22 protein-coding genes are annotated in these 26,198 nt (G+C 70.2%); 16 read left to right on the top strand and 6 right to left on the bottom strand.

Features of this window, described 5'->3' with window-relative positions; genetic code table 11:
• Positions 1–151: 151 nt before the first annotated feature.
• Positions 152–1,072, top strand: coding sequence for an SDR family NAD(P)-dependent oxidoreductase (locus tag HKK74_RS12225; protein ID WP_187243269.1), 921 nt, complete (start codon positions 152–154; stop codon positions 1,070–1,072).
• 146 nt (positions 1,073–1,218) lie between these two features.
• Here HKK74_RS12225 and HKK74_RS12220 read toward each other — a convergent pair whose 3' ends face one another.
• Entirely contained in the window at positions 1,219–2,754 is a 1,536-nt protein-coding gene (locus HKK74_RS12220) for a DHA2 family efflux MFS transporter permease subunit (RefSeq protein ID WP_246491470.1), read from the bottom strand.
• Positions 2,755–2,917: 163 nt separating this feature from the next.
• Positions 2,918–3,886, bottom strand: coding sequence for a helix-turn-helix transcriptional regulator (locus HKK74_RS12215; RefSeq protein WP_187243268.1), 969 nt, complete (start codon positions 3,884–3,886; stop codon positions 2,918–2,920).
• 63 nt (positions 3,887–3,949) lie between these two features.
• Between HKK74_RS12215 and HKK74_RS12210 the strand changes: the two genes are divergently transcribed.
• From HKK74_RS12210 to hemC, 7 genes are all read left to right on the top strand, one after another.
• Entirely contained in the window at positions 3,950–5,068 is a 1,119-nt protein-coding gene (locus HKK74_RS12210; RefSeq protein ID WP_187243267.1) for an epoxide hydrolase family protein, read from the top strand.
• A gap of 146 nt (positions 5,069–5,214) precedes the next feature.
• On the top strand, positions 5,215–5,703 hold the full coding sequence (locus tag HKK74_RS12205; protein WP_222722171.1) for a MarR family winged helix-turn-helix transcriptional regulator: 489 nt from the start codon (positions 5,215–5,217) through the stop codon (positions 5,701–5,703).
• A gap of 7 nt (positions 5,704–5,710) precedes the next feature.
• The gene (locus tag HKK74_RS12200; protein WP_187243266.1) at positions 5,711–6,955 is read left to right on the top strand and encodes a cytochrome P450; all 1,245 of its coding nucleotides are present in this window, start codon (positions 5,711–5,713) and stop codon (positions 6,953–6,955) included.
• Between the two features lie 33 nt (positions 6,956–6,988).
• Entirely contained in the window at positions 6,989–7,186 is a 198-nt protein-coding gene (locus HKK74_RS12195) for a ferredoxin (RefSeq protein ID WP_187243265.1), read from the top strand.
• 122 nt (positions 7,187–7,308) lie between these two features.
• Positions 7,309–8,235, top strand: a complete 927-nt coding sequence (locus HKK74_RS12190) for a patatin-like phospholipase family protein (RefSeq protein WP_187243264.1) — start codon at positions 7,309–7,311, stop codon at positions 8,233–8,235.
• Positions 8,236–8,510: 275 nt separating this feature from the next.
• Positions 8,511–8,735 (top strand): hypothetical protein, encoded by a 225-nt coding sequence (locus HKK74_RS12185; protein ID WP_187243263.1) that lies wholly within the window; start codon positions 8,511–8,513, stop codon positions 8,733–8,735.
• Between the two features lie 134 nt (positions 8,736–8,869).
• Positions 8,870–9,856: a hydroxymethylbilane synthase gene (gene hemC / locus HKK74_RS12180; RefSeq protein WP_222722170.1), complete on the top strand. Its 987-nt coding sequence runs from the start codon at positions 8,870–8,872 to the stop codon at positions 9,854–9,856.
• A 19-nt stretch (positions 9,857–9,875) separates the two neighbouring features.
• On the opposite strand, the gene HKK74_RS12175 is transcribed toward hemC, so the two are convergent.
• The gene (locus HKK74_RS12175) at positions 9,876–10,316 is read right to left on the bottom strand and encodes an SRPBCC family protein (RefSeq protein ID WP_187243262.1); all 441 of its coding nucleotides are present in this window, start codon (positions 10,314–10,316) and stop codon (positions 9,876–9,878) included.
• 312 nt (positions 10,317–10,628) lie between these two features.
• Here HKK74_RS12175 and HKK74_RS12170 point away from each other — a divergent pair, with 312 nt between their 5' ends.
• Complete coding sequence (locus HKK74_RS12170) at positions 10,629–11,858, top strand: DUF2786 domain-containing protein (protein ID WP_312881432.1); 1,230 nt, start codon at positions 10,629–10,631, stop codon at positions 11,856–11,858.
• 37 nt (positions 11,859–11,895) lie between these two features.
• On the opposite strand, the gene HKK74_RS12165 is transcribed toward HKK74_RS12170, so the two are convergent.
• On the bottom strand, positions 11,896–12,120 hold the full coding sequence (locus HKK74_RS12165) for a hypothetical protein (protein WP_187243260.1): 225 nt from the start codon (positions 12,118–12,120) through the stop codon (positions 11,896–11,898).
• Positions 12,121–12,359: 239 nt separating this feature from the next.
• Here HKK74_RS12165 and HKK74_RS12160 point away from each other — a divergent pair, with 239 nt between their 5' ends.
• The 4 genes from HKK74_RS12160 to HKK74_RS12145 are packed head-to-tail and all read left to right on the top strand — an operon-like array spanning position 12,360 to position 16,707.
• Positions 12,360–12,851, top strand: coding sequence for a hypothetical protein (locus HKK74_RS12160; RefSeq protein ID WP_187243259.1), 492 nt, complete (start codon positions 12,360–12,362; stop codon positions 12,849–12,851).
• Positions 12,851–14,251, top strand: coding sequence for a hypothetical protein (locus HKK74_RS12155; protein ID WP_187243258.1), 1,401 nt, complete (start codon positions 12,851–12,853; stop codon positions 14,249–14,251). The genes HKK74_RS12160 and HKK74_RS12155 overlap by 1 nt, the downstream gene beginning before the upstream one ends.
• A gap of 14 nt (positions 14,252–14,265) precedes the next feature.
• Positions 14,266–15,570: a VWA domain-containing protein gene (locus HKK74_RS12150; protein ID WP_187243257.1), complete on the top strand. Its 1,305-nt coding sequence runs from the start codon at positions 14,266–14,268 to the stop codon at positions 15,568–15,570.
• Between the two features lie 18 nt (positions 15,571–15,588).
• Entirely contained in the window at positions 15,589–16,707 is a 1,119-nt protein-coding gene (locus HKK74_RS12145) for an ATP-binding protein (RefSeq protein ID WP_187243256.1), read from the top strand.
• Positions 16,708–16,747: 40 nt separating this feature from the next.
• Here HKK74_RS12145 and HKK74_RS12140 read toward each other — a convergent pair whose 3' ends face one another.
• Complete coding sequence (locus HKK74_RS12140; protein ID WP_187243255.1) at positions 16,748–17,935, bottom strand: RNA-guided endonuclease InsQ/TnpB family protein; 1,188 nt, start codon at positions 17,933–17,935, stop codon at positions 16,748–16,750.
• A 92-nt stretch (positions 17,936–18,027) separates the two neighbouring features.
• On the opposite strand from HKK74_RS12140, the gene HKK74_RS12135 reads away from it, so the two are divergent.
• Positions 18,028–20,841, top strand: a complete 2,814-nt coding sequence (locus tag HKK74_RS12135) for a DUF5682 family protein (RefSeq protein WP_187243254.1) — start codon at positions 18,028–18,030, stop codon at positions 20,839–20,841.
• 12 nt (positions 20,842–20,853) lie between these two features.
• On the opposite strand, the gene HKK74_RS12130 is transcribed toward HKK74_RS12135, so the two are convergent.
• Entirely contained in the window at positions 20,854–23,085 is a 2,232-nt protein-coding gene (locus tag HKK74_RS12130; protein WP_187243253.1) for a xanthine dehydrogenase family protein molybdopterin-binding subunit, read from the bottom strand.
• A 195-nt stretch (positions 23,086–23,280) separates the two neighbouring features.
• Here HKK74_RS12130 and HKK74_RS12125 point away from each other — a divergent pair, with 195 nt between their 5' ends.
• Together HKK74_RS12125 and HKK74_RS12120 are read left to right on the top strand one after the other, a co-directional pair.
• Positions 23,281–25,488 (top strand): MMPL family transporter, encoded by a 2,208-nt coding sequence (locus HKK74_RS12125; RefSeq protein ID WP_187243252.1) that lies wholly within the window; start codon positions 23,281–23,283, stop codon positions 25,486–25,488.
• 69 nt (positions 25,489–25,557) lie between these two features.
• Positions 25,558–26,196: a TetR/AcrR family transcriptional regulator gene (locus HKK74_RS12120; RefSeq protein WP_187243251.1), complete on the top strand. Its 639-nt coding sequence runs from the start codon at positions 25,558–25,560 to the stop codon at positions 26,194–26,196.
• The last annotated feature ends 2 nt before the right edge of the window (positions 26,197–26,198 follow it).

The raw sequence follows: 26,198 nt of genomic DNA, 5'->3' as shown, positions 1-26,198 counted from the left end.
GCCTGGTCCATGTCCTCGATAGGCCGGCGGAGGCCGCGCGCGACTGGTCATGACCATCGGCTATCACAGCGGGTCTTGGACCGCGGTACGGCGGAGCCGCGAGCATGACATGGGTCTCCTCACCGAACGACTCCGCACGACGGGAGCTCCCATGCCAGATCCGACCCCGAGTGACCTCGGACTCACCCGGCGGAACATCATCGCCGCGGGCACCATAGGCGCCGCGGGGCTGGCCGCCACGGCAATCGGCACACCCGCTCGGGCCAACACCCAGGAGCCGCCTGATCCCGCGACCGGCAGAGCGAATCCGCGAGGCCGGTTCGCCGGGAAGGTGGTCCTGGTCACCGGGGCGACCTCGGGTATAGGCAAGGCGACCGCGTATGAGTTCGCCCGCGAGGGCGCCCGGGTGTTCTTCTGCGGGCGCCGCACCGAGCTGGGTCAGCGGAACCAGCAGGAGATCCGCGACTTCGGCGGCGACGCGACGTACATGCGTGCCGACGTGTCGAGCGAACGCGATGTCAGGGCGTTCGTGGACGCGTGCGTGCGCCGTCACGGGCGCATCGACATCGCGTTCAACAATGCCGGAATCGAGAGCCCGAAGGCAGCCCCGCTGCACGAGCAGACGCTCGCCGACTTCGAACGGGTCTGGCGGACCAACACCGCCGGGGTGTTCGTGTCGATGAAGTACGAGATCCCGCACATGCTCCGGCAGCGCGGCGGGATCATCGTGAACACGGCCTCGATCTCCGCCGAGGTCGGGTTCGCCACCATCTCCCCGTACAACTCCAGCAAGCACGGCGTCGCCTCGCTCACCAAGGTCGCCGCGCTGGAGTACGCGGAGCGGAACATCCGCGTCAACGCCCTGGCCCCGGGCGCCGTCGACACCCCGATGTTGCGCAGGGCGGCGGAGGCGTTCGGCGTCACCTATGAGCAGATCGCCCAGGACTACCCGATCAAGAGGATCGTGGAGCCGGTGGAGATGGCGCGTGTGGTGATGTGGCTCGCCTCCGACGACGCGACGGCGGTGATCGGCACCGACATCGACGCATCCGGGGGCTTCCTGACCGGCTGATACCGGCCCCACGATCGGATCCGGCCCACGGGCCCGGGTCGCCCACACGCACTCGCCCCGGCTCGGTGACACGTCAGGTCTCGCGCCTACGCGTCCACCGAACCGGGGCGACTGCGCTTGTCACCGGAACGGGTCTTGAGCCGGGGTCAGTGCATCGGCATGGGCGCGTCGGCCGGCGACTCCTCCGGCCTACGGCGTGGCAGCAGCAGCGCCGGGATGAACGCCAGGGCGAGCAGGCCCAGCGCCCACCAGTAGGTGCTCTGGAAGGCTTCCGCCATCGGACCGACGATCTTCTGCATGGCCTCCGGCGGGACGTCCCGGGTGGCGGAGAGACCCCCACCCCCCTGGGCACCGAGCTTGTCGGCCAGGTTGTTGGCGAGCAGTACGGACAACAGCGCGGTGCCGACAGAGGCCGACACCTGCTGGATGATGTTCAGCATCGTGCTGGCCCTCGGCACCTCGTCGTGTACGAGGGTCTGGATCGCCGCCGCCATCGTGGGCATCATCGTCATGCCCAGGCCCATGCCCATGACGAACAGCACCGAGCCGAGCACCCAGTACGAGGTGTCGGCCTGCAGGACCGCGGTGAAGGCGGCCACCGAGCCGACGACGACGACCATGCCCATCAGGACGACCCGGCCCGGGCCGATGCGGTCGGTGAGCCTGCCGCCGATCGGCATCGTGACCATCGCGCCGAGGCCCTGCGGGGCGAGCAGCAGGCCGGAGGCCAACGCGCTTTCCTGCCGCACCAACTGGTAGTACAGGGGCAGCAGGAGCATGGCGCCCATGAACGCGCACATGAACAACACCATGGTGCCCGAGGCCGCGGCGACCGCGGGCCGCTTGAGCAGCCGCAGGTCGATCAGCGGGACCTTGGCGGTCAACGCGCGGATCGCGAACAGGACGACCAGCACCGCTCCCGCGATCGTGGTGATGAGGACCTCGGCCGAACTGAAGTCGCTCTTCTCCGCGCCCCTCGCCAGGCCGTAGATGAGCGCGGCCAGGCCGGGCGACAACAGCACGAGGCCGAGGAGGTCGAGGCGTTCGCCCGGGTGCGGGGTGTCGCGCGGCAGGATCCTCGCGGCGAGGAACAGCGCGACGACGCCGATCGGAAGGTTGATGAAGAAGATCCCGCGCCAGGAGACGTCGTCGACCAGCCAGCCGCCCAGGATCGGTCCACAGATCGGCCCGAGCAGCATCGGGATACCGACGACGCTCATCACCTGGCCGACCCGCTTCGGGCCGGCGGCCTGTGTGAGAATCGTCATACCCGCCGGCATGATCATTCCGCCGCCCAGGCCCTGCAGGACCCGGAAGACGATCAGCGACTCGGCCGACCAGGCAAAACCGGCCAGCGCCGATCCGATGACGAACAGCCCGATCGAGATCATGTACAGCCGCTTGGTGCCGAACCTGGCCGAGGCCCAGCCGGTGACCGGGATGACCGTGGCGAGGGCGAGCGTATAGCCGGTGGCCACCCACTGGATGGTGGACAACGGAGCGTCGAACTCCGTGGCGAGATGGCTGATCGCGACGTTGACGACGGTCACGTCCAGAATCGACATGATCGCGCCGAGGACGACGACCATCGCGACCGCGAGCACGCCCCGATCAAGCCCTCCCGGCGGCGCGGACGCCTCCGGCGGGTCGTCCGCCAACGTGGGTGAAGTCAATGTGCTCAACGCAGTGTTCCCATCGTGAAAAAGCCGCCCAAGGGGCGGTTAGGTGCTGATTCAGGGTTGTTCTACACATCATGGCTGGTGGCACCGACACTTTGGCAAGCGGATATAGCTCACCGCGGCGGCCGTCGCCGCGGACCCGGTCGCCGCGGAGCGGTCGTGGGTTTCAGCCGGCGGGATCCGGCCGACGTGCCGCGTCCGCCAGACGGTCGGCGAGCGCGCGGATGTGCTCGACCAGCTCGGGCGGTTCGTGCACCTCGAACCCGACACCCATCAGCGCGACCCACAGGGCCATCGCGTCCAGCGAGTTCGACCCGCAGGTCAGCACGCACGTCCGCGCGTCGACGGGCTCGACCGTCGCCGTCGTCGGGGACATCCGCTCGGCCACGACGGCCGCCGGAGCGTGCACGGTGAACCGGCCCTGGTAGCGGTACGGCGCGTTGGAGATACCCCGCGAGGTGTACGCGACGAGGTCGGCATCGGGCGGCTCGCGGGGGACGAAGCGCGGGCCGCCCGGTGTGCGCAGGCTCACCCGATCGAGGCGGAAGGTGCGCCACCCCGCACGGCTCGTGTCGTACGCCACCAGATACCAGCGCCGCCCGGCGGCCACGAGGCGATGGGGCTCCACCAGCCGACTGCTCTCGCTGCCGTCGTGCGACCGGTAGTCGATGCGCAGGCTCTCATGGTCGCGGCAGGCCGCCGCGACGGCGGTCAGTACGTGCGGGGCGACCGTGGGCCCGGCGGCCGGCATCGGGACGGTCATGGACTGCAGCGCGTGGACGCGGTGCCGCAACCGGGACGGCAGCACCCGCTCCAACTTGGCGAGCGCCCGCACCGAGCTCTCCTCGATCCCGGCCACGGTGCCACCGGCCGCGGTGCGCAACCCCACGGCGACCGCCACCGCCTCGTCGTCGTCGAGCAGCAGCGGCGGCAGATCCGATCCCGCGCCGAGCCGGTACCCGGACACACCGGCACTGGCGTGTACGGGGTAGCCGAGCCGGCGCAGCCTGTCCACGTCGCGACGGACCGTACGCGGGGTAACACCGAGCCGCTCCGCGAGCTCCGCACCGGACCAGTCCCGATGAATCTGCAGCAGCGAGAGCAGCCTGAGCAGGCGAGCCGAGGTCTCCAACACGTTCTCCACTGTGCCCGATGCCTAGGACCGCGCCTGTCCCCACCGGCTCCTAACGTCCGCCCCATGACGAACACATCCGAGATCCGCCCCTTCCGTGTCGACATCCCCCAGGCCGACCTGGACGACCTTCGCGACCGGCTGGGCCGTACCCGCTGGCCCAGTGAGGTAGGCGGCCAGGGCTGGAGCCGCGGCGTACCGGTCGACTACCTCAAGGAGCTGGCCGCGTACTGGGCCGACGGCTACGACTGGCGCGCCTGGGAGGCCAGGCTGAACGCCCACCCGCAGTTCACCACCGAGATCGACGGGCAGAACATCCACTTCCTGCACATCCGATCCGGCGAGGACGACGCCCTGCCGCTGATCCTCACGCACGGCTGGCCCGGCTCGATCATCGAGTTCCTCGACCTGATCGAGCCGCTGTCGCGGGACTTCCACCTGGTCATCCCGTCGATCCCCGGCTTCGGCTTCTCCGGTCCGACCGGCGAGGCCGGCTGGACGACCCAGCGCATCGCCGCCGCCTGGGCCGAGCTCATGAGCAGGCTCGGCTACGAGAGGTACGGCGCGCAGGGCGGCGACTTCGGCAGCGGCATCTCCCGTGCGCTCAGCCTCATCGCCCCGGAGAACGTCGTCGCCGTACACGTCAACGGGGGCACGACGTACCCGAGCGTCGGCGAAGACGAGCCCACGCTCACCGAGCGCGAGCGGGCCAGGGTGCGGCGGATGAACGAGTTCATGAACGAGGCGGGCGGCTACATCGCCATCCAGTCGACCAGGCCGCAGACCCTCGCCTACGGCCTGACCGACTCGCCCGCCGGCCAGCTCGCCTGGATCGTCGACAAGATCAGGGACATGACCGACCTGGCCAAGGAACTCCCGCATGAGGCGATCGACCGCGACCTGCTGCTCACCAACATCACGATCTACTGGCTGACCGGCACCGCGGGCTCCTCGGGCGCGCTCTACTACGAGGACGGGCAGACGTGGGGAGAGCAGGAGGTGTCGTCCGTACCGCTCGGCGTGGCGCTGTTCGGCACCCAGGACATCGCGCTGCGCCGTGACGAAGAGAAGATCAACAACCTCGTGCGCTGGTCCGACTTCGACGAGGGCGGCCACTTCGCGGCGATGGAGGCGCCCGGCCTGCTGCTCGCCGACATCCGCGAGTTCTTCGCCGGCCGCCGCTGACCTCGCGGGCGGCGTCTCAGCACGTGATGATCAAGGATCGGGGTACGCCGGGGTGCCCGGATCCTTGATCGACAGTATCGGTCGACCGGCCCGGTGTGACGAAGTGTACATAGGGTATCTATATAGAACAGCTATATATTGGTCCTGTGGCGTTGAGTGAGCAGGACCAGATGGAGACGGCGCGGGCCCTGGAGGAGATCTCCCGGTTCGTGGTGCGACAGATGGCGGCGCTGCCCGAGATCGGCTTCACCGCCATCGCAGCGCTCTCGATGCTCGAATCGGCGGGTCCGCGCCGGATCACCGAACTGGCCGTCGACGAGGGCATCAGCCAGCCGTCGATGACCGCGATGGTCTCCCGGCTGGAACGGCACGGCCTCGTGGAACGGCGGCGTGATCCATCAGACGGCCGGATAGTGCTGGTCGCCATCACCGGTGCCGGCCGGGAGGTGATCCGGCGTCGCCGCGCCGGGCGGGTGGCCTTCCTGTCCAGCCTCATCGGCTCACTCGATCCCACCGAACAGCGCGCGCTCGCCGACGCCGCCCCGGCGCTGCGTCACCTGACCGACCACACAGTGGTGGCGGCGGCACTGCACGCCGCCAAGCGGGCCACCGCGGAGGAACGTGGCAGGAAGTGAGAGAGACATGTCCTTACACATCGCCGATTCGGGAGCGCCCGCGCAACCGGACGGCATCCCGGACTATCCGATGCCCAGGGCGGCCGGCTGCCCCTTCGACCCGGCCCCGGCACTGAGGGACCTGCGGGCCGAGGCGCCGCTCGTCAAGGTCCGCACGTGGGACGGCAGCACGCCGTGGCTGGTCACCCGCCATGCCGAGCAGCGCGCATTACTGGCCGACCGGCGGATCAGCGCCGACGTCACCCGTCCCGGCTACCCGCACGTCACCGCCGCATCGCGCGAGCGCAGGCTGCGGACACGGGCCTTCATCGGCATGGACGACCCCGAGCACGCCCGGCTGCGCCGCATGGTGACCGCCCCGTTCGCCATCAAGCGCGTCGAGGCGCTGCGCCCGGCGATCCAGCGCATAGTGGACCGCCTCATCGACGACATGCTCGCCGGCCCCAAGCCGGTCGACCTCGTACAGGCATTCGCCCTGCCCGTGCCGTCGCTGGTGATCTGTGAGCTGCTCGGCGTGCCGTACGCCGACCACGACTTCTTCCAGCGCAACACCAGAGTCCTCGTCAATCGTGACCAGCCACCGGAGGCGATGCGGGAGGCCGTGGACGCTCTGATCGACTATCTGGAGCGCCTGGTCGCCGAGAAACTCGCCCACCCCGCCGCTGACCTGCTGTCGAAGCTGGGCGTGGAGCAGGTCAGGAGAGGAGAGCTGACCGCGCACGAGCTCGCCGTGACGGGCATGCTGCTGCTCGTCGCCGGGCACGAGACCACCGCGAACATGATCGCACTCGGCACGCTGGCGCTGCTGGAGCACCCCGACCAGCTCGCCGCCCTCCGCGCCACCGACGACCCCAAGCTGATCGCCGGGGCGGTCGAGGAGCTGCTGCGTTACCTGTCCATCGTCCACTCGGGCCGGCGCAGGGTCGCGCTCGAGGACATCGAGATCGGTGGCCGGGTCATCCACGCCGGCGACGGCGTGATCATGGCGAACGAAGTGGCCAACCGGGACGAGGACGTGTTCACCGATCCCGACCGGCTCGACGTCCACCGGGACGCGCGCGGCCACGTGGCCTTCGGCTTCGGAGTGCACCAGTGCCTCGGCCAGCCGCTCGCCCGGGTGGAGCTCCAGGTCGTCTACGGAACGCTCTACCGGCGCGTCCCCGGCCTGCGACTCGCCGTCGACCGCGACCAGGTGCCCTTCAAGCACGACGGACTGATCTACGGGGTGTACGAGCTGCCCGTGACCTGGTGATCGGACGGCCAGAGAACGAATGGGGGAGACATCATGCGCGTGAGCGTCGATCGGGAGAAGTGCGTCGGCTCCGGGCAGTGCGTGCTGTCGGCGGCGGGCGTGTTCGACCAGAGCGATGAGGACGGCATCGTCGTGCTGCTGGACGAAAGCCCTCCGGCCGACGTGCACATGGACGTCCGCAGGGCCGCCTCGCTCTGCCCGGCCCTGGCCATCACGGTGACCGAATCTTGAGCGGGGCGGAATCGCCCGCCCGTCGCCGGTGGGACACCCCGCTGCGCAGGTCCCGCGCGACCGACCGGCGGCGGCCCGCCGCCGGACCCGATGCCACGGCCACAGCGAGTACGGAGACCCGGGTGCGAACCGCTTTCGTGTTCCAGGGTGGTGGAAGCATCGCCGCCACACAGGTGGGGATGTTGCGTGCCCTGACCGAGGCGGGAATCCGGCCCGATCTCGTCGTGGGCTGTTCGGCCGGGGCGATCAACGCGGTCGGCTTCGCGCGGGAGCCGACCCTGGACGGGATCGAGCGGCTGGAGACGCTGTGGCGGTCGGTGAAGCGCAGGAACGTGTTCCCGGTGTCGGCGTGGAGCCTGGCGCATGCGCTGGTGGGCCACAGCGGCGGGGTCTCGTCCCACCGGGCCCTGCGGCGGCTGCTCGAACATGAGCTGGGCGAAACCTACCTCGACCGGCTGGAACTGCCCGCGCACGTGGTCGCGACCGATGTGGCGAGCGGCGACCCGGTCGTCCTCTCCGAGGGACCCACGGTACGGGCGCTGCTGGCCACCACCTCGCTGCCGGGTGTGTTCCCTCCCGTCGACGTCGGCGGGCGGCTGCTGTACGACGGCGGGATCGCCGCGGCCACCCCCGTGCTGCAGGCCGACGCCCTGGGCGCCGACATCAGTTACGTACTGCCGTCCCTCGGCCAGAGCGCTCCCGGGTCGGTCCCGCGCGGGGCGGCGCCCGTGGCACTGCGCGCGCTCAGCCAGCTGCTGGGCCACGCCTCGGTGAACGCGGTCGCCGGCGCCCACCACGAGGTACGAATGCTCCCCGCACCCGCTCTCGAGACCGCGAACCTCTTCGACTTCCGCGACACCCCCGCCCTGATCGAAGAGGGTGAACGACTCGTTCGCGCCTGGCTGGACGACCGCCAGACCGCCGCGGGCGGCGAGAGCGCTCCACCGGTACGGAGTCATGACGAGGCCGAGACGGGTCGTCGCAGGATCGCCGGGCGCGGAATTCCGGGCGGGCTGAGACCCTGGGCGGCCAGGACCACGGCTCGCTGACCCGGCGAGCGCTGTGTTGTGCGCCGGCCGCGGTACTGATCACGAACGTCGGTGCCGAGCCGCGCCCGACTCGGCAAGGACTGACCATTGCAAAATAGCCGGTTCCCAACAATTCGGGATTTGGAGATCTTCTTTCGTTGCTTTGTTTCATTTGGGCAGCAGGTTCAGCAATTTACTCTTTTCTAAACGTCGATCTGGATTAAGCGCGGTAATGCTCCGTGACCATGGGAAAGAGGGATACAAAGGACGCGTATCCGCTCGCCCTAAGGACTGCCATGGACGCAAATCCCGTCTCCACGCTGATCACTGGCGCCGTCCTGGCCGGTGTGTTCGTCGGAATCGCCGTTCAGCGGGCCCGCCATGCGTTCACGCAATGGCGGAACGCGATCAGGGGTCTCCCCGTCCTGAAGAACAAGGCGTACGGCGAGGTGAGGCGGGCGGGAACAGCCGTACTGATCGTCTCGGCCGTTCTGTACGCACTCATCCGAGCCGGCGGTTGACCGCGAGTTGGAACAGGCTCCGGTCGCTCCCTTTCATGGTTCGGTCACCATCCCGACTCAGTGCCCGTACGGGCCGCCCATAGGGTGAGCCGAAGCGGCACCTGTGGACGACCGCCGTACGAGGGGAGAGGTCCGTGAGCGACATCCGGCACGAGCTTTCCGAGCGGCTCGCGGGTGACCCGTTGCGCATCGGCACCCGGGCCTCGCCCCTCGCCAGGGCGCAGACGCACCAGGCGGTCGAGCACCTGGCCCAGATCGTGCCCGGGCTGCTCGTCGAGATCGTGGACATCGAGACCTCCGCCGACCGGTGGACCGGCGACCTGTCACTGCTCGGCGGCAAGGGCAACTTCACCAAGGAGATCGACCGGGCGCTGGTGCACGGCCGGATCGACCTCGCCGTCCACTCCATGAAGGACGTTCCCGGTGACGTGCCCCTGCCCGAGGGCACCGAGTTCGCCGCCTACCTGCCGCGCGGCGACGTGCACGATGTCGTGCTCTCCCGTGACGGCCGGTGCCTGCCCGACCTGCCGCAGGGCGCCAAGGTCGGCACGTCGTCCGTACGGCGGCGCGCCCAGCTCTCGCTCCGCCGGCCCGACCTGCGGGTGGAGCGCATCCGGGGCGGCATCGACACCCGCATCAAGAAGCTCGACTCGGGCGATTACGACGCGATCCTGCTGGCGCGCACCGGCCTGCAGCGGATCGGCCTGGACGACCGGATCACCGAGGTACTGCCCACGACCTGGGCGGACGGAGACACCCTCGCGATCGTGCCCGCCGTCGGCGCCGCAGTCATCGGCATGCAGGCGCGCACCGCCGACGAGCCGGTCATGCGCCTGCTCAAGGAGATCGACGACTCCGACACCGCCCGGTACGTCACGGCCGAGCGAACGATGCTGCGCATGCTCCAGGGCCACTGCAACAGCCCCATCGCGGGGCACGCGCACACCGCATCGGACGGGCGGCTCAGCCTGTTCGGCATGGTGTTCAACGAGGACGGCTCGCGATGGGCCCGCTCACGCGAGTGGGGACCGGCCGATGACCCGGCGTCGCTCGGCGAGCGGGTCGCCGGCGACCTCCTGCGGAAGGGCGCCCGGCGGCTGATCACCGCCACTCGCAAGTGAGTGAGGCGGCGAGCCGAGGTCAGCTCGCGAGCTCGGTCTCCAGCTTGGCGAGCTGCTGGTCGTAGATCCGGCGCAGTCCCTTCGGCGCGAAGGTGCGCTCGAAGAACCCGCCGATGCCGCCCGCGCCGCTCCAGGTGGTCTCGACCCGTACCTGCGATCCCTCCCCCTCCGGCGAGACGGTCCACGTGGTGACCATGGTCGAGTTGGCGTCCCGCTCCACCAGCGTGTCGTCCTGCGGCGTGCTCACCGACATGAGGCAGTCGCGCGTCCGCTTGCTGGTCGCGGCGAGCTTCCAGTGCACCACGGTGCCGGCTCCCTGGCCGCCCTCGCGGACCTCGTACTCGCTGAAGTGCTCGGTGAGCAGCCTCGCCCGCGTACCGTCGTAGTCGCCAAGCGCGGCGATCACCCGGTCCGGGGCCGCGTTGAACGTCTTCCGCGCGCTGGCCGTGACGTTACCCATGCACTCATCCTCTCGCAGCGCCACGGCGACCGTGACGCCCCCTCAGGACTCACGCGCCCGCAGGTCGTCCCCACCCTGTGGATAACCGCCGACCCGCTTCCGGCCGGACTGGCAACATGTTGCCGGTCGTGACCGGCCGATGGAGGGACCGTTGTGGGCAAGGCGAACCGGATGCGCCGTAAGGCCAGGGGACAAGACCGTAAGCGGCGGCGGCAGGCTTCGGCCGGTCAGGCAGGGCCGCACCCGCTCTTCGGGGCGGCAGAGCCGCACCGGTCCCGAGGGCCGGCTCCCGGAGAGGTGATCGAGCTCTTAGTGGACGGTGCTGTCCGCGCGGCCGTCCATGGCGATGCCGAGTCCTTCACCGAATCCGTGCTGGCCCTGACCGATCTGCCCGGCCGCGCCGGGCCGACCCTGCCGGCGCGGCTGGTGGACCGCGCACTGACCGGTGCCATGAACAGTGGCGTCACGCTCGGGTGGCGGCGCGGCTGGCAGCCGGCCGATCTGGTCCGGTACGTCGGCCGTGAGCATGGCAAGCATGCGCAGCGGATGATGACCGACGCGGTCGCGGCCGAGATGCGCGCCTACTCGTCGGCGACCGTGGACGAGCGGTGGCTGGACCAGATGTCGGTGCTGGACGCGACCGTGTGGTGGGACCGCGACGACACGTACCTGAGCGATTGGGCCGCCCGCCAGGGAACGGACCGCGCCACCACGATCACCTGCGCCCTGCACGTGATCGCGCTGCTGCGTACCCTGCCTCAGCTGGAGCGGCTGTGCCCGCCACCGGGCGAGGCCCGGCGCACCGCATCCAGTACCCGGACGGCCACGGCGGCCGATCAGCGGATGCTCGACAAGATCAGAGCCCTGCTGGCCAAGGCCGAGTCCACGGACTTCCCCGAAGAGGCCGAGGCGCTCACCGCACGGGCCCAGCAGCTCATGGCCCGTTACAGCATCGACCACGCGCTGCTCGCGGCGCGCTCCGGCGGCGAGCAGGAGGGTCCGGGCGGCCGCCGCCTGCCCATCGACAACCCGTACGAATCCCCCAAAGCGGTGCTGCTCGCCAACATCGCGCAGGCCAATCGGTGCCGCGCAGTGTGGACCAAGCGCCTGGGATTCTCCACCGTCCTGGGGTTCCCCGCGGATCTGGACGCCGTGGAGCTGCTGTTCACCTCGCTGCTGGTGCAGGCCAACACCGCACTCGTGCGCGAAGGCGGCAAGCGAGGGCCGGGCGGCCGGTCCCGGACCCGGTCCTTCCGCCACTCGTTCCTGTCCTCGTACGCCCTGCGCATCGGCGAACGGCTCACCAAGGCCACCGGGGACGTGGAGCGCCAAGCGGCGGCGGAGGCACCGGGGACCGGTCTCCTGCCGGTCCTGGCCGCACGTGATCGAGCCGTCGACGACGCCCTGGGCTCGATGTTCCCCGAGCTCACCGAGCACCGCATGACCGGAATCACCGACCGCGAGGGCTGGATGTCCGGCCGCGCCGCCGCCGACCGCGCGGACCTCCACGGCCACACCCCGGCGATCGGAAGCGAGGGATGACGGGCGACGTCAGCACGCTGACATCGGACGACCCTCCTCAGGTCTGCTGAGTGGCGAACAGCTCAAGGTGCCCGCACTTGGGGCAACGGAAGGAATCGATCTGCCACCGTTGCCGGCCGAACCTCTTGGCACCGCCGAGGACACCCTTTTCCAGGGCACCCGCGATCCATCGTGCGTATCCCTTGGAGTGCTCGCCCGCGTCCTCGATGAAGCCCGGCTCCAGACCGACCTCTCCACATTGCGTGCACTTGATGTGGTTCACGCCTGGAGCCTAGCCAGGCGGCGGCGGTGCGGTTGAAGGCACCGTGACGCACGCTCGGGGCCCTGTCGGTGCCTGTCGCTACGGTCGTCATCGAGCGGCGGACATGGACAAGGAGCCCCCGATGAGCACATGGAACGACGCCCCGTACGAGGCGAGGCGGCGGTGACGGCGGCGGCGAACGCGGGTCGGCGGATCGCGGCCGGCCGCAGGAGCGGCTGCCGTAGCGGAGGCCACGGATCGTGACCGCAGGCGGAGCCGCGTGGGAGCAGCACAGCGTGGTGCGGGTGGTGCCCCCGGTCAAGCCGCGCAAGCTGGCGAAGGTCCCCTTCGTCGAGCTGGCCGACGGGCGATTGCAGGGGGTCGTGTCGAGCGGTTCGGACATCTCCCGGGTGTACGTCTCGTCGATCACCGCCGGCACCCACGGCCTGAACTGCAGTACCAACAACAACCGGCCGTGCGGCGGGCTGCGCGGCGCGGCCTGCAAGCACCTCCAGGCGCTGGTCGACGAGGCCGTGCTGCAGTACGGGCTCGACCGCGTCGCCCGCTACCTGCGGGTCGAGGTCGCCGACGGTGACGACCTGATGAGCTGTCTGAGGGGTTCACGTGAAACAGCGCCGGCGGCGGTGGTGTTCAGCCGCTTCCTGCGCCATCTGGCCTATCTGGAGCTGCCCGGCACCACGGCGCCCATCCCCGAGTTGCACTGGTTCCCGGCCATGGGGGAGGTCCGCTGATGCTCGGTGTGCAGGTCGCCGAACTGCTGGTCGAGTCACCGCCGGGAGTCGACGAAGCACTCGACCTGGTGACGGGGTTCGACGACGCCCTCGAAGGCGGCTTCGGCCGGCTGGGTGAGCAGCGCGCGGCGGCGCTGGCCGCCTTTGCCGCCGCCATGGGCGCCACGCCGCTCGGACCGGCTCTGGCCGAGGCGGCCGAGAAGGTCGCCGCCGGTTCGACCGCGGGCGAGCATCTATCGGCACTGGCGGGCGGGCGCGCCGCGCTGCTCGGCTCGGTGCACGACGCCGAGCTCGGACGGCTCGACACCGCGCTCGGACGTACGAGGGACTCATGGCAGGAGCCGACGCCCACCACCGAAGCCGAGGCGGATCGAGCGACCAATCTGCTCGCCGGATGCCGGTCCTGGCTGCACGAACTGGCCATCACCGGATGGCGGGGCGTCGACCACGACCTGGTCTCGGCCGCCGACCAGACGCTCGAGGCCCTGCTGGCCGAGCCCACCCTGCGGCGGCTCGCCGTGCTGCTCGACGGTCTGGTGGCCGAGCTGCGGGCGTCGTGCCCCGTCGCGACGATGGAACGGCTGCCCGTCCGGCGCTGGGCCGACCTGTGGACCCGCGCCATGCTGCTCGCACAGCCGGCCGACGACCGGTCCGGCGGCGGCGAGACGGTGTCGGGACGGCTGCTGATCCTCGGCGTCGAGGTGCACGAGCACGGCACCGCCGTGCAGATGCAGGTCCATGGCGTGCTGGAGCCCGCGGGCGGGGGAGATGCCCGCCTGGTGCGTACGAGCGTCGCCGCGGCGAAGGTCGACACGATCGTCGGCCCGGCGGTGTGGCGGCTGCTGAACGACCATCCCGTACTGCTGAAGGCGCTGGCCGAGCACCGGAGCCTGGAGGTCACCGACGTGCCCCTGCTCGGCAGCGGCGACCTGGTGTGGCATGACGACCAGGCCGACGCGGGCGATCCCGCCGACCCCTTCGCCACCGCCCGGATCCGGCTCGCCGGCGCGCTCGCCCCGGCCGTACCGCCCCTCGACCGCCATCCGGTGCGCATCTGCGAACCGGTGCTGGTGGAGGGCTACACCACCGACGGCGGCACGTTCGATCTCGACGGCGACACCCTCGCCGTCGACACCGGCCGGCTGCCGGCCTGCGGGCCGCTCACCCCTGAGCTGGTGGCCGCCTCGACGGCCTGCATCGGCCTGATTCGCTGGGACGCGGGCCGGTGGACGCTGCAGCCCCTCGCCGTACAGGCGACGGTCAAGCGCACGGCGGTCGAGGCGCACAACGGCGACTGGGCGCAGGGCGTCACGGACCCCAAGGCGGTAAAGGCGGAGGCCCGGACCGGCGACGCGGTCGCCGTGCTGCGCGAGCGCGCGGGACGGTTGCTGAGGAAGTGAGAGAGACCGGCGAGATGAGCGACTCACCCGAGTCCGGCGACTCGAACGAGAACCGGCGCCAGGTGCTCTACTGGCGGATGCTGGCGCGGATGTTCGACGGTGACGAGCAGCCCACGCTGGAGGCGTCGAGCGTGGCCATCGTCGACGACCTCGGGCTGCCCGCGGCGCTGCTCGACCCCTCGGTGTCGGTCGACAACCTCGTGCAGCGCTTCCCCGACCTCGGCGACGAGTTCCGCGGCCTGACGACGCCGGGGGAGGCCGAGTACGACGATGAGGACGATCCGGAGCAGCGGGTGCGGCGGGCGGCGCTGGTTTCCAAGCTGCTGCTCAACGTGTTCGCGACCGGCACCGGAAGCGTGACCGCCACGCAGTTGGCCGGCTGGCAGCAGGACGCGGGCTGGCTGAAGCAGGCGCTCGGTGACGAGGGCGGGCTGGGCGGCACACTGGCCGAGCTGGAGGGCGACCTGGTCAGCCGCATGCAGCTGCGCGAGGTGCTGGCCGACCCGGTGCTGGCCCGGCAGCTGACACCCAGCATGTCGCTCATCGAGCAGTTGCTGCGCGACAAGTCCAACCTGTCCGGCGTCGCGCTCGCCAACGCCAAGTCACTGATCCGCAGGTACGTCGACGAGATCGCCGAGGTGCTGCGCACCCAGGTGCAGCAGACGAGCACCGGCACCATCGACCGGTCGGTGCCGCCCAAACGGGTGTTCCGCAACCTCGACCTCGAACGCACGATCTGGAAGAACCTCACCAACTGGAGCCCCGAGGACGAGCGGCTGTACGTCGACCGGCTGTTCTACCGGCACACCGCCAAGCGCACCACGCCGGCCCGCCTCATCGTGGTCGTCGACCAGTCCGGATCGATGGTCGACTCGATGGTGAACTGCACGATCCTGGCGTCGATCTTCGCCGGACTGCCCAAGGTCGACGTCCACCTGATCGCCTACGACACCCGCGCGATCGACCTGACCCCCTGGGTGCAGGATCCGTTCGAGGTACTGCTGCGGACCAACCTCGGCGGCGGCAACGACGGCCCGGTCGCCATGGCCATGGCCCGGCCGAAGATCACCGATCCGCGCAACACCGTGATGGTGTGGATCTCCGACTTCTACGAGTTCGACCGGTCCCGGCCGCTGTTCGACGGCATCAAGGCGGTGCACGGCTCCGGGGTGAAGTTCATCCCGGTCGGCTCGGTGAACAGCTCCGGGCACCAGAGCGTCGAGCCGTGGTTCCGGCAGCAGTTCAAGAACCTGGGCACCCCCGTGATCTCTGGCCACATCGACAAGCTCGTGTTCGAGCTCAAGAACTTCCTCACCTAGGAACTCAGGAGACAGGCAATGACCGACGAGATGTTGCGCGCCCCGGCCGAGGTCAAGTACGCCGAGGAGCTCGACTGGCTGGAGTCCGTGGACGACGGGCCCAAGCCGTTCTCCTGGCGGCTCAGCCCGCGCATGGTGCGGCTGTTCGTCCTCGGCTCGGAGCGCTCCGACGGGCTCGACCGTGAGATTCCGCAGAAGTGGTTCGGCGACCGCAGTTTCGTCGAGCGCAGCATCGTGACACTCGCGTCCGACCGCGGACTGCTGCTCCTCGGCGACCCGGGCACCGGCAAGAGCTGGCTCGCCGAGCTGATCTCGGCCGCGATCTGCCGCAACTCGACCCTGGTCGTCCAGGGAACGGCGGGCACGACGGAAGACCACATCAAGTACTCGTGGAACGTCTCCATGGTGATCGCCAAGGGGCAGTCGCGGGAATCGATGATCCCTTCGCCGATCATGACGGCGATGGAGCAGGGCGTGATCGGCCGCTTCGAGGAGCTCACCAGGTCGACGAGCGACGTGCAGGACGCGCTGATCTCCATCCTGTCCGAGAAGTACGTGTCCATCCCCGAGCTCGACCACGACAACACCGTCTTCGCCCAGCCCGGATTCTCGATCATCGCCACGGCCAACAGCCGGGACCGCGGCGTGAACGACCTCTCCTCGGCCCTGAAACGGCGGTTCAACTTCGTCCGCATCCCGGTGGTGACGAACAAGCGCAGCGAGGCCGAGATCGTCCGGTTCCGCACCACCGAACTGCTGCGCCGCCACCAGATCGAGCTGGATGTGCCGCCGACGCTGCTCGACATCCTGCTGCAGAGCTTCGCCGACCTGCGGGCCGCGGCGAACTCCGCCGCCGGCGACGACGAGAAGCTCGAGTCCGCGCTGTCGACCGCCGAGCAGATCGGCGTGCTCGAGGACGCCATCCTGCACAGCCAGTTCTTCGGCGACCGCACGCTGCGGGCGGGCACGCTCGCCGGGTCGCTGGTGGGCTCGCTGGCCCGTCGCAGCCCCGAGGACCTGGCCATCCTGAACAAGTTCTGGCACCGCGTCGTCGAGCCGCGCAGCAAGAAGGACGAGGGCGGGCCGTGGCAGGACTTCCTCGAAGGCGGCCGCGAGGCGATCGCCACCCTGTCTTGACGTCCTCCCCCGCCCGAGGGCAGGGGATTCCAACTCGCCCCTACACAGAGGAGGAAACGAGTTGAGGTTCGCGGTTCCCAGGCCCGCCCGGCGGCCGGCCTCCCCGCGCAGACACCGTCCGCCCGACGGCGATGTTTTTGGCCGCGTTCACGTCCGCGTGATCAGTGTGCCCGCAGGCGCGACAGTGAAAAACCGCTTGGCTCTCACGGCTGCTCGCTGCCCGATACCCGCAAGCGTTACAGATCTGGGATGTGTACGCGGGATCGACTCTCTCCACCCGCCCAGGGGCTTTTTCCTCCAGACGGGCTACCAATCGCCCCCACCCGGCCGCGTGAATGGACCGGTTCAACCCGGCCTTTGCTCGCACATTCTTCCCGGGCGCCTGGACGGTGCCGCGTGCAGAACGGATCATGTTTCGGATCTTCAGGTCCTCCACGCGGAGTATGTCGAAGCGGCGGGCCAGATCGGTGGAGGTCTTCTCCACCCAGTCCTTACGCCGATCCACCTCCCTGGCCTTCAGGCGGCCGATCGTGGTCTTGAGGCGCTGCCGTCGGTTCGACCCCGGCTTCGCGCGAGCGAGCCTCCGCTGCAGCCGCAGCAGACGTTTAGCCTCACTGTCACGCAGGCCAAGCACGGACAGCAGCTCGCCGGTCGACAGCGCGGCCGACACAACCACGCCACGATCCACACCGATCACCTGACCCGTCCCTGGACCGTCGACCGGTGGAGGGATGGCGGCGAACGCAACATGCCAGCGACCGGCTCGATCCCGGACGACCCTAAACGACTTGACCGAATCGGTAACGGCGCGGGACCAGCGGAACCGGACCCAGCCGACTTTCGGAACCCACACCTCACCGACTTTGCGGGACAGGCGGCGTACATCCCAGTGGCTACCGCGACGGCCGACGATCCGGAATCCTTCATGTCGGCCTGCCTTACGCCAGGTCGGCCTGCGGTGAGTCCCGGCGAAGAAATTGCTCATTGCCTGCGCGAAGTCCCGCAGCGCCTGCTGCTGCACCGTCTGCGACCCGCACGCCAGCCACCCAAACGCTTTACGAGCTTCGGTCAACTGACGGGACTGCTCCGCATAGCCCGGTGCGCTTGTGCGTCCCGGACGCCAGTGGGCATGTTGCTCAACCGCAAGATTCCAGACAAACCGGGCGTGTGCGCAATGCTCCAGCAACGCCCGTTCTTGAGCGAGCGTGGGCTGAAGACGAAACCTCATACGAACACGCTATCGAGCACCGCCAACAAACAAGGGAGGGAACGGCGTCTCATCCCCGGCTTTATGACCGAGGCCTGCACGCCACGCAACCAATGAGTCCTTTCGGAGCGCTCCGGGAGCAGTTGCTCGACGCCGCCGACGCCTTCGCCGACGGGCCCGGTGGCGTGCACGGAATCCTGGCGGGCATCGTCGACGACGTCGACCGGGCACTGCGCGAGCAACTCGAGATCTTCCCGGTGTGCCACCACTCGCCCGCCTCGGCGCTGGCCATGGTGCGGCGCCTGCGCGAGAAGCAGCCCAAGGTCATCTACCTGGAGCTGTGCGAGGACCTGCGGCCACTGCTCGACGAGCTGCGCAACTGCCGGCTGCCCGTGGCGCTGCAGGCGTTCGCGACCGACGTCGACGGCTTTCCGGAGGACTGGGTGCCGCTCAGCGTCGTCGCTCCGATCACCGAGGCGTCGGCGGAGTACCAGGCGATCGCGTACGCCCTCGACACCCCGGGCGTCGAAATCGTCCTGGTGGACCGCTCGACCGACCACGTCTTCCAGTGGCAACCGCGCGAGCCCGCCGAGGCCACGGAGGCCGAGCCCGAGGCGGCCTCCGATGAGGACGCGGCCCTGCACGGCGACGCCGTCGGCATCGAGATCGGCGACCTGCGGCCCCGCTTCGCCGAACTCGAAGCGCACCTGCTGCACCACGGCAAGGTCAGGCACTGGTCGGAGTGGTGGGACCAGTACGTCGAGCAGCCCCTGGTCGGCGCCGACCACGACACCTACCGGCAGGTCATGGTCCTCATCGGCAGCCTGTTCCGGCGGCTGGCCCCGCACGACGGCGACGGCGACCATCGCCGCGACGAGGACCGCGAGCGCTACATGTGGACCCGGATGCGCGAACACCTCGCCGCCTCCGGTACCGACCCCTCCGACTGCCTGTACGTGTGCGGCGCCTTCCACGCGGCCAGCCGGGTCGAGCAGTTCGGCCTGGCGGCCGACGCCGAGCCGTACGACATCAGCCCTCGTACGGCCACGCGCTGGCACTACGGGCTCATCCCGTCCAGTCACTCCTCCATCGAGGCCCAGTTCGGGCTGGCCCCCGGGTCGGTGTCGATCGCCGCGGCGACCTGGACCAAGGCGGTCGCCCGCAGCCGAGCCAAGCCGTTCGTGCTCGAAGGCCAGAAGGGCGCGCGCAAGCACTCCAAGCGCCTGCCCGGCGCGGCGCCGGCTCCACGAGAACCGGTCACCGACCGGCTGTCGGGCTTCCTGTCCAAGCCGCCCGTCCTCGACGACCTCGACGAGGCCGAGCTGCTCGGCTGGTGCGTCGACATCGTCCGGCTGGCCCGCCGCAACGGCTACCTGGCCAGCACGGCCGACGCCATCGCGGTGTTCGAGACCTCCATCCTGCTCGCCGGCCTGCGCGGCCGTGGCCGGCCCACCCCGTACGACTTCCAGGACGCCGCGATCACCTGCATCGAGAAGGACGCCGTGCCGGGCCGGCGCGACGTGCGCCGCCTGTGCGAGATCCTGCTCGGCGGCGACCGGATCGGCCAGGTCGGCTACGAGGCGCTTCCGCCGCTGGCCCGTGACGTGCTCGACCGGCTGACGCCGCTCGGGCTCGACCTGGAGAAGCGCGCCGTCCAGCGGGCCCTGCTCGACCTGAACGCCGATCCGGAGCTGGTGCCGTGCTCCGACCTGCTGTGGATCCTGCGCCGCCTGCTGCCCGGCAACGCCGTACGTCCCATCATGGGCACCCGCGCGCTGGGCGAACGGCCGATCCAGGAGAGCTGGGATCTGGCGATCGGCCACCACCAGCGATCGCTCGTCGAGCTCGGCCACGAGGGCGTCACCGTCGAGCAGGTACTGGAACGGCGGCTGCGCCGTACCGTGTGGGGGTCGCAGGCCACGGCCGCCATCGCGCTGGAGGCCGTCGAGGACTCCATCCTCTACCTGGGCGGCCGGCGGTTCACCGACGAGCTCGGGGCACGGGCGGTGGAGCTACTGGCCGCCGAGCGCACCGTCGACGGCGCGCCCGAGGTGCTGCGCCGGATCCGCCGGCTGCTCAGCCACTACCGCGCCACGGAGCCGGAGCTGCCGAAGTGGTGCGGGGCGTTCGTCACCGAGGGCTACTCGCACTACTGCACGCTGCTGCCGACCGCCTTCGTGGACGAGGACTCCGGTGTCCGGCAGGTCGCCGCGATGCTCGGATTCCTCTTCGGCATGGAGAGCCTCGCGCTGTCCCTCGGCTGCGACCACGCCCAGCTCGAACTGGCCGTACGGCAGTCGCATCCCGAGTCGCCCGCCAAGGTGGCGCTCCTGTGGGCCGCCCAGACCCAGCTCGGCATGCTGCCGATCGCCGAGCTGCGGTCGAAATGCGACGAGTTGCTGGCCAACCCGCTCGTCGTCCCGGCGTTCCCGCAGTACATGAGCGGGTTCGTCCAGGCGCTCGAACCGGCGCCGACGCTGGCGCCGCTCGTGGTCGAGGTGATGTCGAAGGCGTTCGGGCGGCTGCCCGACGCCGTCCTGCTCCCCTGGCTGCCGAAGCTGATCACGACGCTGCGCGACCACGCGAACGAGATGGTGCCCGTGCTCATCCGTGAGGCGGGCCGTACGTTCCCGGCCGGCCTGGCCGCCGTCGACACGTGGACACCGCCCTGGAAGGCCCAGCCGGTGCGGCCGGAAACCTCGCGACCGGCGCTCGCACCGGCCGGGCCGGTGGCGGATCTGCTGGCCGCCCACCCGCGATCGTGCGACGCCGTGGCCGCTCTGCTCGGATACGAGATCGAGTGGCGGCCGGTCGGTCACGTCACCGGCGGACCCGATCACCACGAGGTCGGCGAACTGCTGGCCCGGCACGCCGAGACGGCCGACGCCGTCGCCGGGCTGCTCGCCCGCGGGCCTGCCCGGACGTGAGGCGGCGACGGTTCAGCCGAGGAGCTTGTCGCAGGTGATCGGGAGGTCGCGGATCCGCTTGCCGGTGGCGTTGTAGATCGCGTTGGCGACGGCGGCCGCCGCTCCGATCGTGCCGAGTTCACCGAGGCCCCGCGCGCCGATGGAGCTGATCTTGGTGTCGGGGTGGTCGAGGAAGTGCACGTCCATTGCGGGGACGTCGGCGTTGACGGGCAGCAGGTAGTCGGCGAGGTTGGCGTTGGCCATGCGGCCGGTCGCGGGCTCGAACGTCGTGTCTTCGAGCAGGGCCTGCCCGAGGCCGAAGATGACACCTCCGGTGATCTGGCTCGCGGCGGTCTTGGCGTTGATGATGGTGCCCGCGTCGACGACGGTCGTAAACCGGGACACGCGCGGTTCGCGGGTCCATCTGTTGACCCTGACCTCGCAGAAGTGCGCGGCGAACGAGGCGAACGCGTACTGCTGCTGCTCCGGTCCGGGCGCGGTGACCTCGGTGACGCCCTCATGAGGTGTACGGGTGAGAGTCAGCAGCCTGCCGAAGGGCACTGTGAGGTTGCGGGCGCGCAGGACACCGCCTTCGTACCGCACCTCACCGGGGTCCATGCCGTGGAAAGGGGACCGCTGCTCCTCTGTCGCATGCCGGATCAGTGCCCGTTGGGCGGCCCGCGCCGCGTCCTGCACCGCCGGGGCGTTGTTGAAGGTCGAGCCGGACCCGACCGCGCCGTAGCCGGAGTAGGGGCCGGGAACGACGGGGAGGGTGGAGTCGCCGACGGCGACCCGGATCCGTTCGACCGGTAGCCCGAGACCATCGGCGGCGACGGCGGCCAGCACCGTGCGCATTCCGGTGCCGAGATCGGCGGTGGCGGCGGCCACGGACGCGGTGCCGTTGGCGTGGAACCGCACCCGCATCGCGGTGGGGCCTGCCCCGGAGGCGGCCTGGAGAACTCCCATCGACATGCCCATCCCGACGAGCCACTCGCCGTCACGGACCGCGCCGGGGTTCGCCTTGCGCCGGGACCAGCCGAATCGGGCCGCTCCGACTCGATAGCACTCGTCGAGATGCTTGCTCGAGAACGGTTTGCCGTTCTCGAGCGAAACGCTGAGGTCGTTCCTTCTCCGCAGGTCGATCGGGTCCATGCCGAGCCGGTACGCCAGCTCGTCCATGGCGGACTCCAGCGCGAACGATCCCGGTTCGTCGGCCGGAGCCCGCATGATCGTCGCGGTCGGGATGTCGAGCGGAACGGCCCGGTGACTCACGTGGATGTTGAGGGACTGGTAGAACTTCAGCGTCACCCGGCCGGGGAGCTCCAGGCCGGTTCCCGAGTTCGACCGGCTCGAGACGGCCTCGTGCTTGACGGCCGTCAAGGCGCCGTCCCGGCCGGCTCCGAGGACGACCTTCTGCGACACCGCCGGGCGGTGCCCGGTCACCGTGTAGAGCTGCTCACGGGTGACCACGAGCTTCACCGGGCGCTTGCACGCCCGCGCCGCGGCGGCGGCCAGCATCGTGGGCGCCCAGGTCGTCGCCTTGCCGCCGAAGCCGCCGCCGACATGCGGGTTGACCACGTGAACATCGGTCTCGTCCACACCCAACGCGGTCGCCATCTCCAAGGCGTGGGCGGCCGGCCCCTGTGTGCCGCTGTAGAGCGTCAGCTTGCCGCGTTGCCAGACGGCGACGGCGGCGTGGGGTTCCATGGCATTGGGGTGCTTGGGCGGCTGGCTGTATGTGCCGCCCGCCGTGACCGGGCTGTTCTCGATCGCCTCGTCGATGGACCGCACCCCGTCGGCCAGGATGTCCACCGGCGGAAATTCCGGTACGGGCCGCGCGTCGGCGATGCCGTCCGCGAAGGAGGCGTCCGGCCGGCGTGCGTCGTAGCCGACGTCAATCAGTGTCGCCGCATGGCGGGCCTGCTCGAACGTCCGGGCGATGACCAGGCCGATGATCTGGCCGTGGTAGCGCACCTCGCGGTCCTGGAGCGGCAGGCGGTTCTCGCCGAGTACGGGGGCCAGCCCCGGCAGCGGGCCGTGCAGCGCCGGCCTGTCGAAGGGCGTGAAGACCGCGATCGTGCCCGGTGCCCGGCGGGCGGCGGCGACGTCCATCGAGCGGATCGTTCCCGCGCCGATCGTGCTGAGCACCAGATGGCCGTACGCGAGGTCGGTGAAGTCGTGGTCGGCCGCGTAACGGGCGGCGCCGGTCACCTTCACCGGGCCGTCGACCCGGCTGATCGAGCGGTGGGGCTGCTGGCGGGTCATGGCCGGCGTGCTCCTCACGAGTGTTGATGTAAGTGCATTTTACAATGTGAAAATCTTTATCATGAGATCGCGCTCTGTCAATAGACGGCAGGTCGGAACAGGCGGCAGAGCGCGCTTGACAGGACGTCCCCAGCGCATCAATGCTGTGGGCGTCCAGATGTAAAAAGCTTTTACATACTCTCAGGGAGCCCGAACATGCGTGCCGTCGCCACCTGGTGCGTCCGACATCGACTTCTCGTCGTGGCCGGATGGCTGGTCACCCTCGCACTCTGCACCGGGGCCGCACGCGCCGCGGGCAGCGACTACGTCAGCTCGTTCACCCTCCCGGGCACCGACTCGGCCCGTGCCGGCGAGCTGCTCGAGACCGCGGCGTCCAACGCGTCCGGCGACACCGAGCAGATCGTGGTGGAGAGCCGGGCGGCGGGCCAGATCACCGACCCCGCCGCGAGGGCCCGCGTCGAGGCGTTGCTCGCCAGGGTCGCCGAGCTCCCGCGGGTGACCCGGGTCGTCTCTCCGTACGCACCGGAAGGCGCAGCGCAGATCAGCCGGGATCGGCGCGTCGCGTTCGCCACCGTCACCTTCGACGGCGGCGCCGAGGAACTTCCCGCCACGCTGGGCAAGCGGTTCGTCGAAACCGTCAAGTCCGGCGCCGGCCCCGAGCTGAAGACCGCGGTGACGGGGCAGCTCGCCGAGGCGGCCGGCCGTCCGGCGCCCGTCGGAGCGGCGTTCGGCATACTCGCGGCCGCGCTGGTGCTGCTGCTCGTCTTCGGCTCGGTCACGGCCATGCTGCTGCCCGTCATCTCGGCGGTCGCCTCGCTCGGAACCGCCATGGCGCTCGTCGAGCTGCTCACCCACGTGATGAACATCGCCGACAACTCGGCCGAGCTCATCCTGCTCGTCGGGCTCGGCGTCGGCATCGACTACGCGCTGTTCATCGTCACGCGCCACCGGCAGGGACTCGCCGCGGGACGCGACGTCGAATCGTCGATCGTGGACGCCGTGCGGACGTCCGGACGCGCCGTCCTGTTCGCCGGATGCATCGTCTGCATCTCCATCCTGGGCATGTTCGCCCTGGGCGTCGACTTCTTCTACGGGATGGCCGTCGCCACGTCGATCGGCGTGGCACTGACCATGATCGCGGCACTCACGCTGCTGCCCGCGCTGCTCGGCCTGCTCGGCCCACGGGTGCTGTCGCGCCGCCAACGCGCCCGAGCCGCGGCGGCGTCCACCGAGGGGGCCGAGACCGGCTCGGGCTTCTGGGACCGCTGGTCAGGGTGGATCGCCCGCCGGCCGATCGTGCCGGCGGTCGTCGCGCTGGGCATGATCGTCGTCATCTCCCTGCCGCTGCTCTCGCTGCGGCTCGGCTCCTCCGACCAGGGGAACCATCCACCGCAGGCCACCACCCGGCAGGCGTACGACATGCTCTCCCGCGGCTTCGGCCCGGGTTTCAACGGCCCCTTCTACCTGACCGCCGCGGTGAACGGCCCGGATCAACGCGCGGCGCTGGACCAGGTGGCCGGCGCCGTCAGCCGCGAGGCGGGGGTCGCCCGGATCGCACCGCCGCAATTCATGCCCGCCGTCGGGGGCGGGGTCGCGCTGATCACCGTCTACCCCGCCACCGCACCCCAGGACGCCGCCACCACGGCGCTCCTAGACCGCCTGCGCGAAACCGTCATTCCGCGGGCGCACGACGGATCCGATCTACGCGTCCACGTCGGCGGCACCACGGCCGTGTTCGCCGACTTCGCCGACGTGCTCTCGGCCAAGCTGCCGCTGTTCCTCGGGGCCATCGTGGGCCTGTCGTTCCTGGTGCTCCTCGTCGTCTTCCGCAGCCTGGTCGTGCCCCTCACCGCCGCCGTGATGAACCTGCTCTCCATCGGTGCCGCGTTCGGCGTGCTCGTCGCCGTCTTCCAGTGGGGCCGGCTGGCGGAGGTCATCGGTGTGACCCGCGCCGGGCCGATCGAGTCGTACATGCCGGCCATGATGTTCGCCATCGTCTTCGGCCTGTCGATGGACTACCAGGTGTTCCTGCTCACCCGCGTCCACGAGGAGTGGGTCCGTACCGGCGACAACAGGATCGCGGTCCGCCGGGGGATCGCCGCCACCGGGCGTACCATCACCGCCGCCGCCCTGATCATGATCTTGGTGTTCGCGGCGTTCATGCTGGGCGACGACCGCATCATCAAGGAGTTCGGCCTCGGCCTGGCCGTGGCGGTCTTCATCGACGCCGTCGTCATCCGCAGCGCCCTCGTCCCCGCGGTGATGCAGCTGCTCGGACGGGCCAACTGGTGGCTGCCCGGGTGGCTGAGCCGCGTCCTTCCCCGGATCACCCTCGAAGAGGAGGTCGACGCGTCCCAGGCCACGCCGCCCTCCCGCACGCTGTCGGCGAGCGAGATCAGGTGAGCCGCCGGGCGACCGTGAGCACCGCCTGGGAGGCGGCGGCGTCGTACCACTACGACTACTGTCATGGCCGTGCCCAAGACTTCTGACCGAGGCCGCTACCACCACGGCGACCTCAAAGAGGCCGTGCTCGACACCGCCGTCGAGGTGATCGCCGAGCACGGCCTGTCCGGCTTCTCGCTGGCCGAGGCGAGCCGGCGGCTGGGCGTGACCGTCGCCGCGCCCTACCGCCACTTCGCCGACCGCGACGAGGTCCTGGTGGCACTCGCCCTGCGCGCGGTCGATCGACTGTCCGCCGCCCTCGAAGCCGAGACCGGCGAGGCGGGCGAGCCGGCCGGGGCCGGCAAGACGTCTGCCGAACGGCTCGCCGACTGTGCCCGAGGCTACGTACGTTTCGCCGCCGCCAACCGGTCCCTCTACCTGGTGCTGCTGAACTCCACCCTGGACAAATCCCGATACGCCGAACTGCAGGCCGCGGGCCGCCGAATCGGCGGCGTCTTCCTCGAACCGGCCCTCGAACTCTGCGACAAGGACCCGGCGGCGGCCCAGCGACTGGTCATCGCCGTGATCGCCACCACGCAGGGTTATGCGGCGATGGTTCTGGACGGGACCTTCGGACAGGGCTCGGACGCCGTCGACGCCGCCACCACCCAGGCGGCCGACGCCATCTTCGCTCTCGTACGGGGCCGCGCCGCTCTCGGCCGGCCATGAGC

Source organism: Actinomadura alba, assembly GCF_014323705.1.
Lineage (GTDB): Bacteria > Actinomycetota > Actinomycetes > Streptosporangiales > Streptosporangiaceae > Actinomadura_C > Actinomadura_C alba.
Note: the sequence above shows the minus strand (reverse complement) of the source record. Positions and strands in the feature narration are given on the sequence as shown.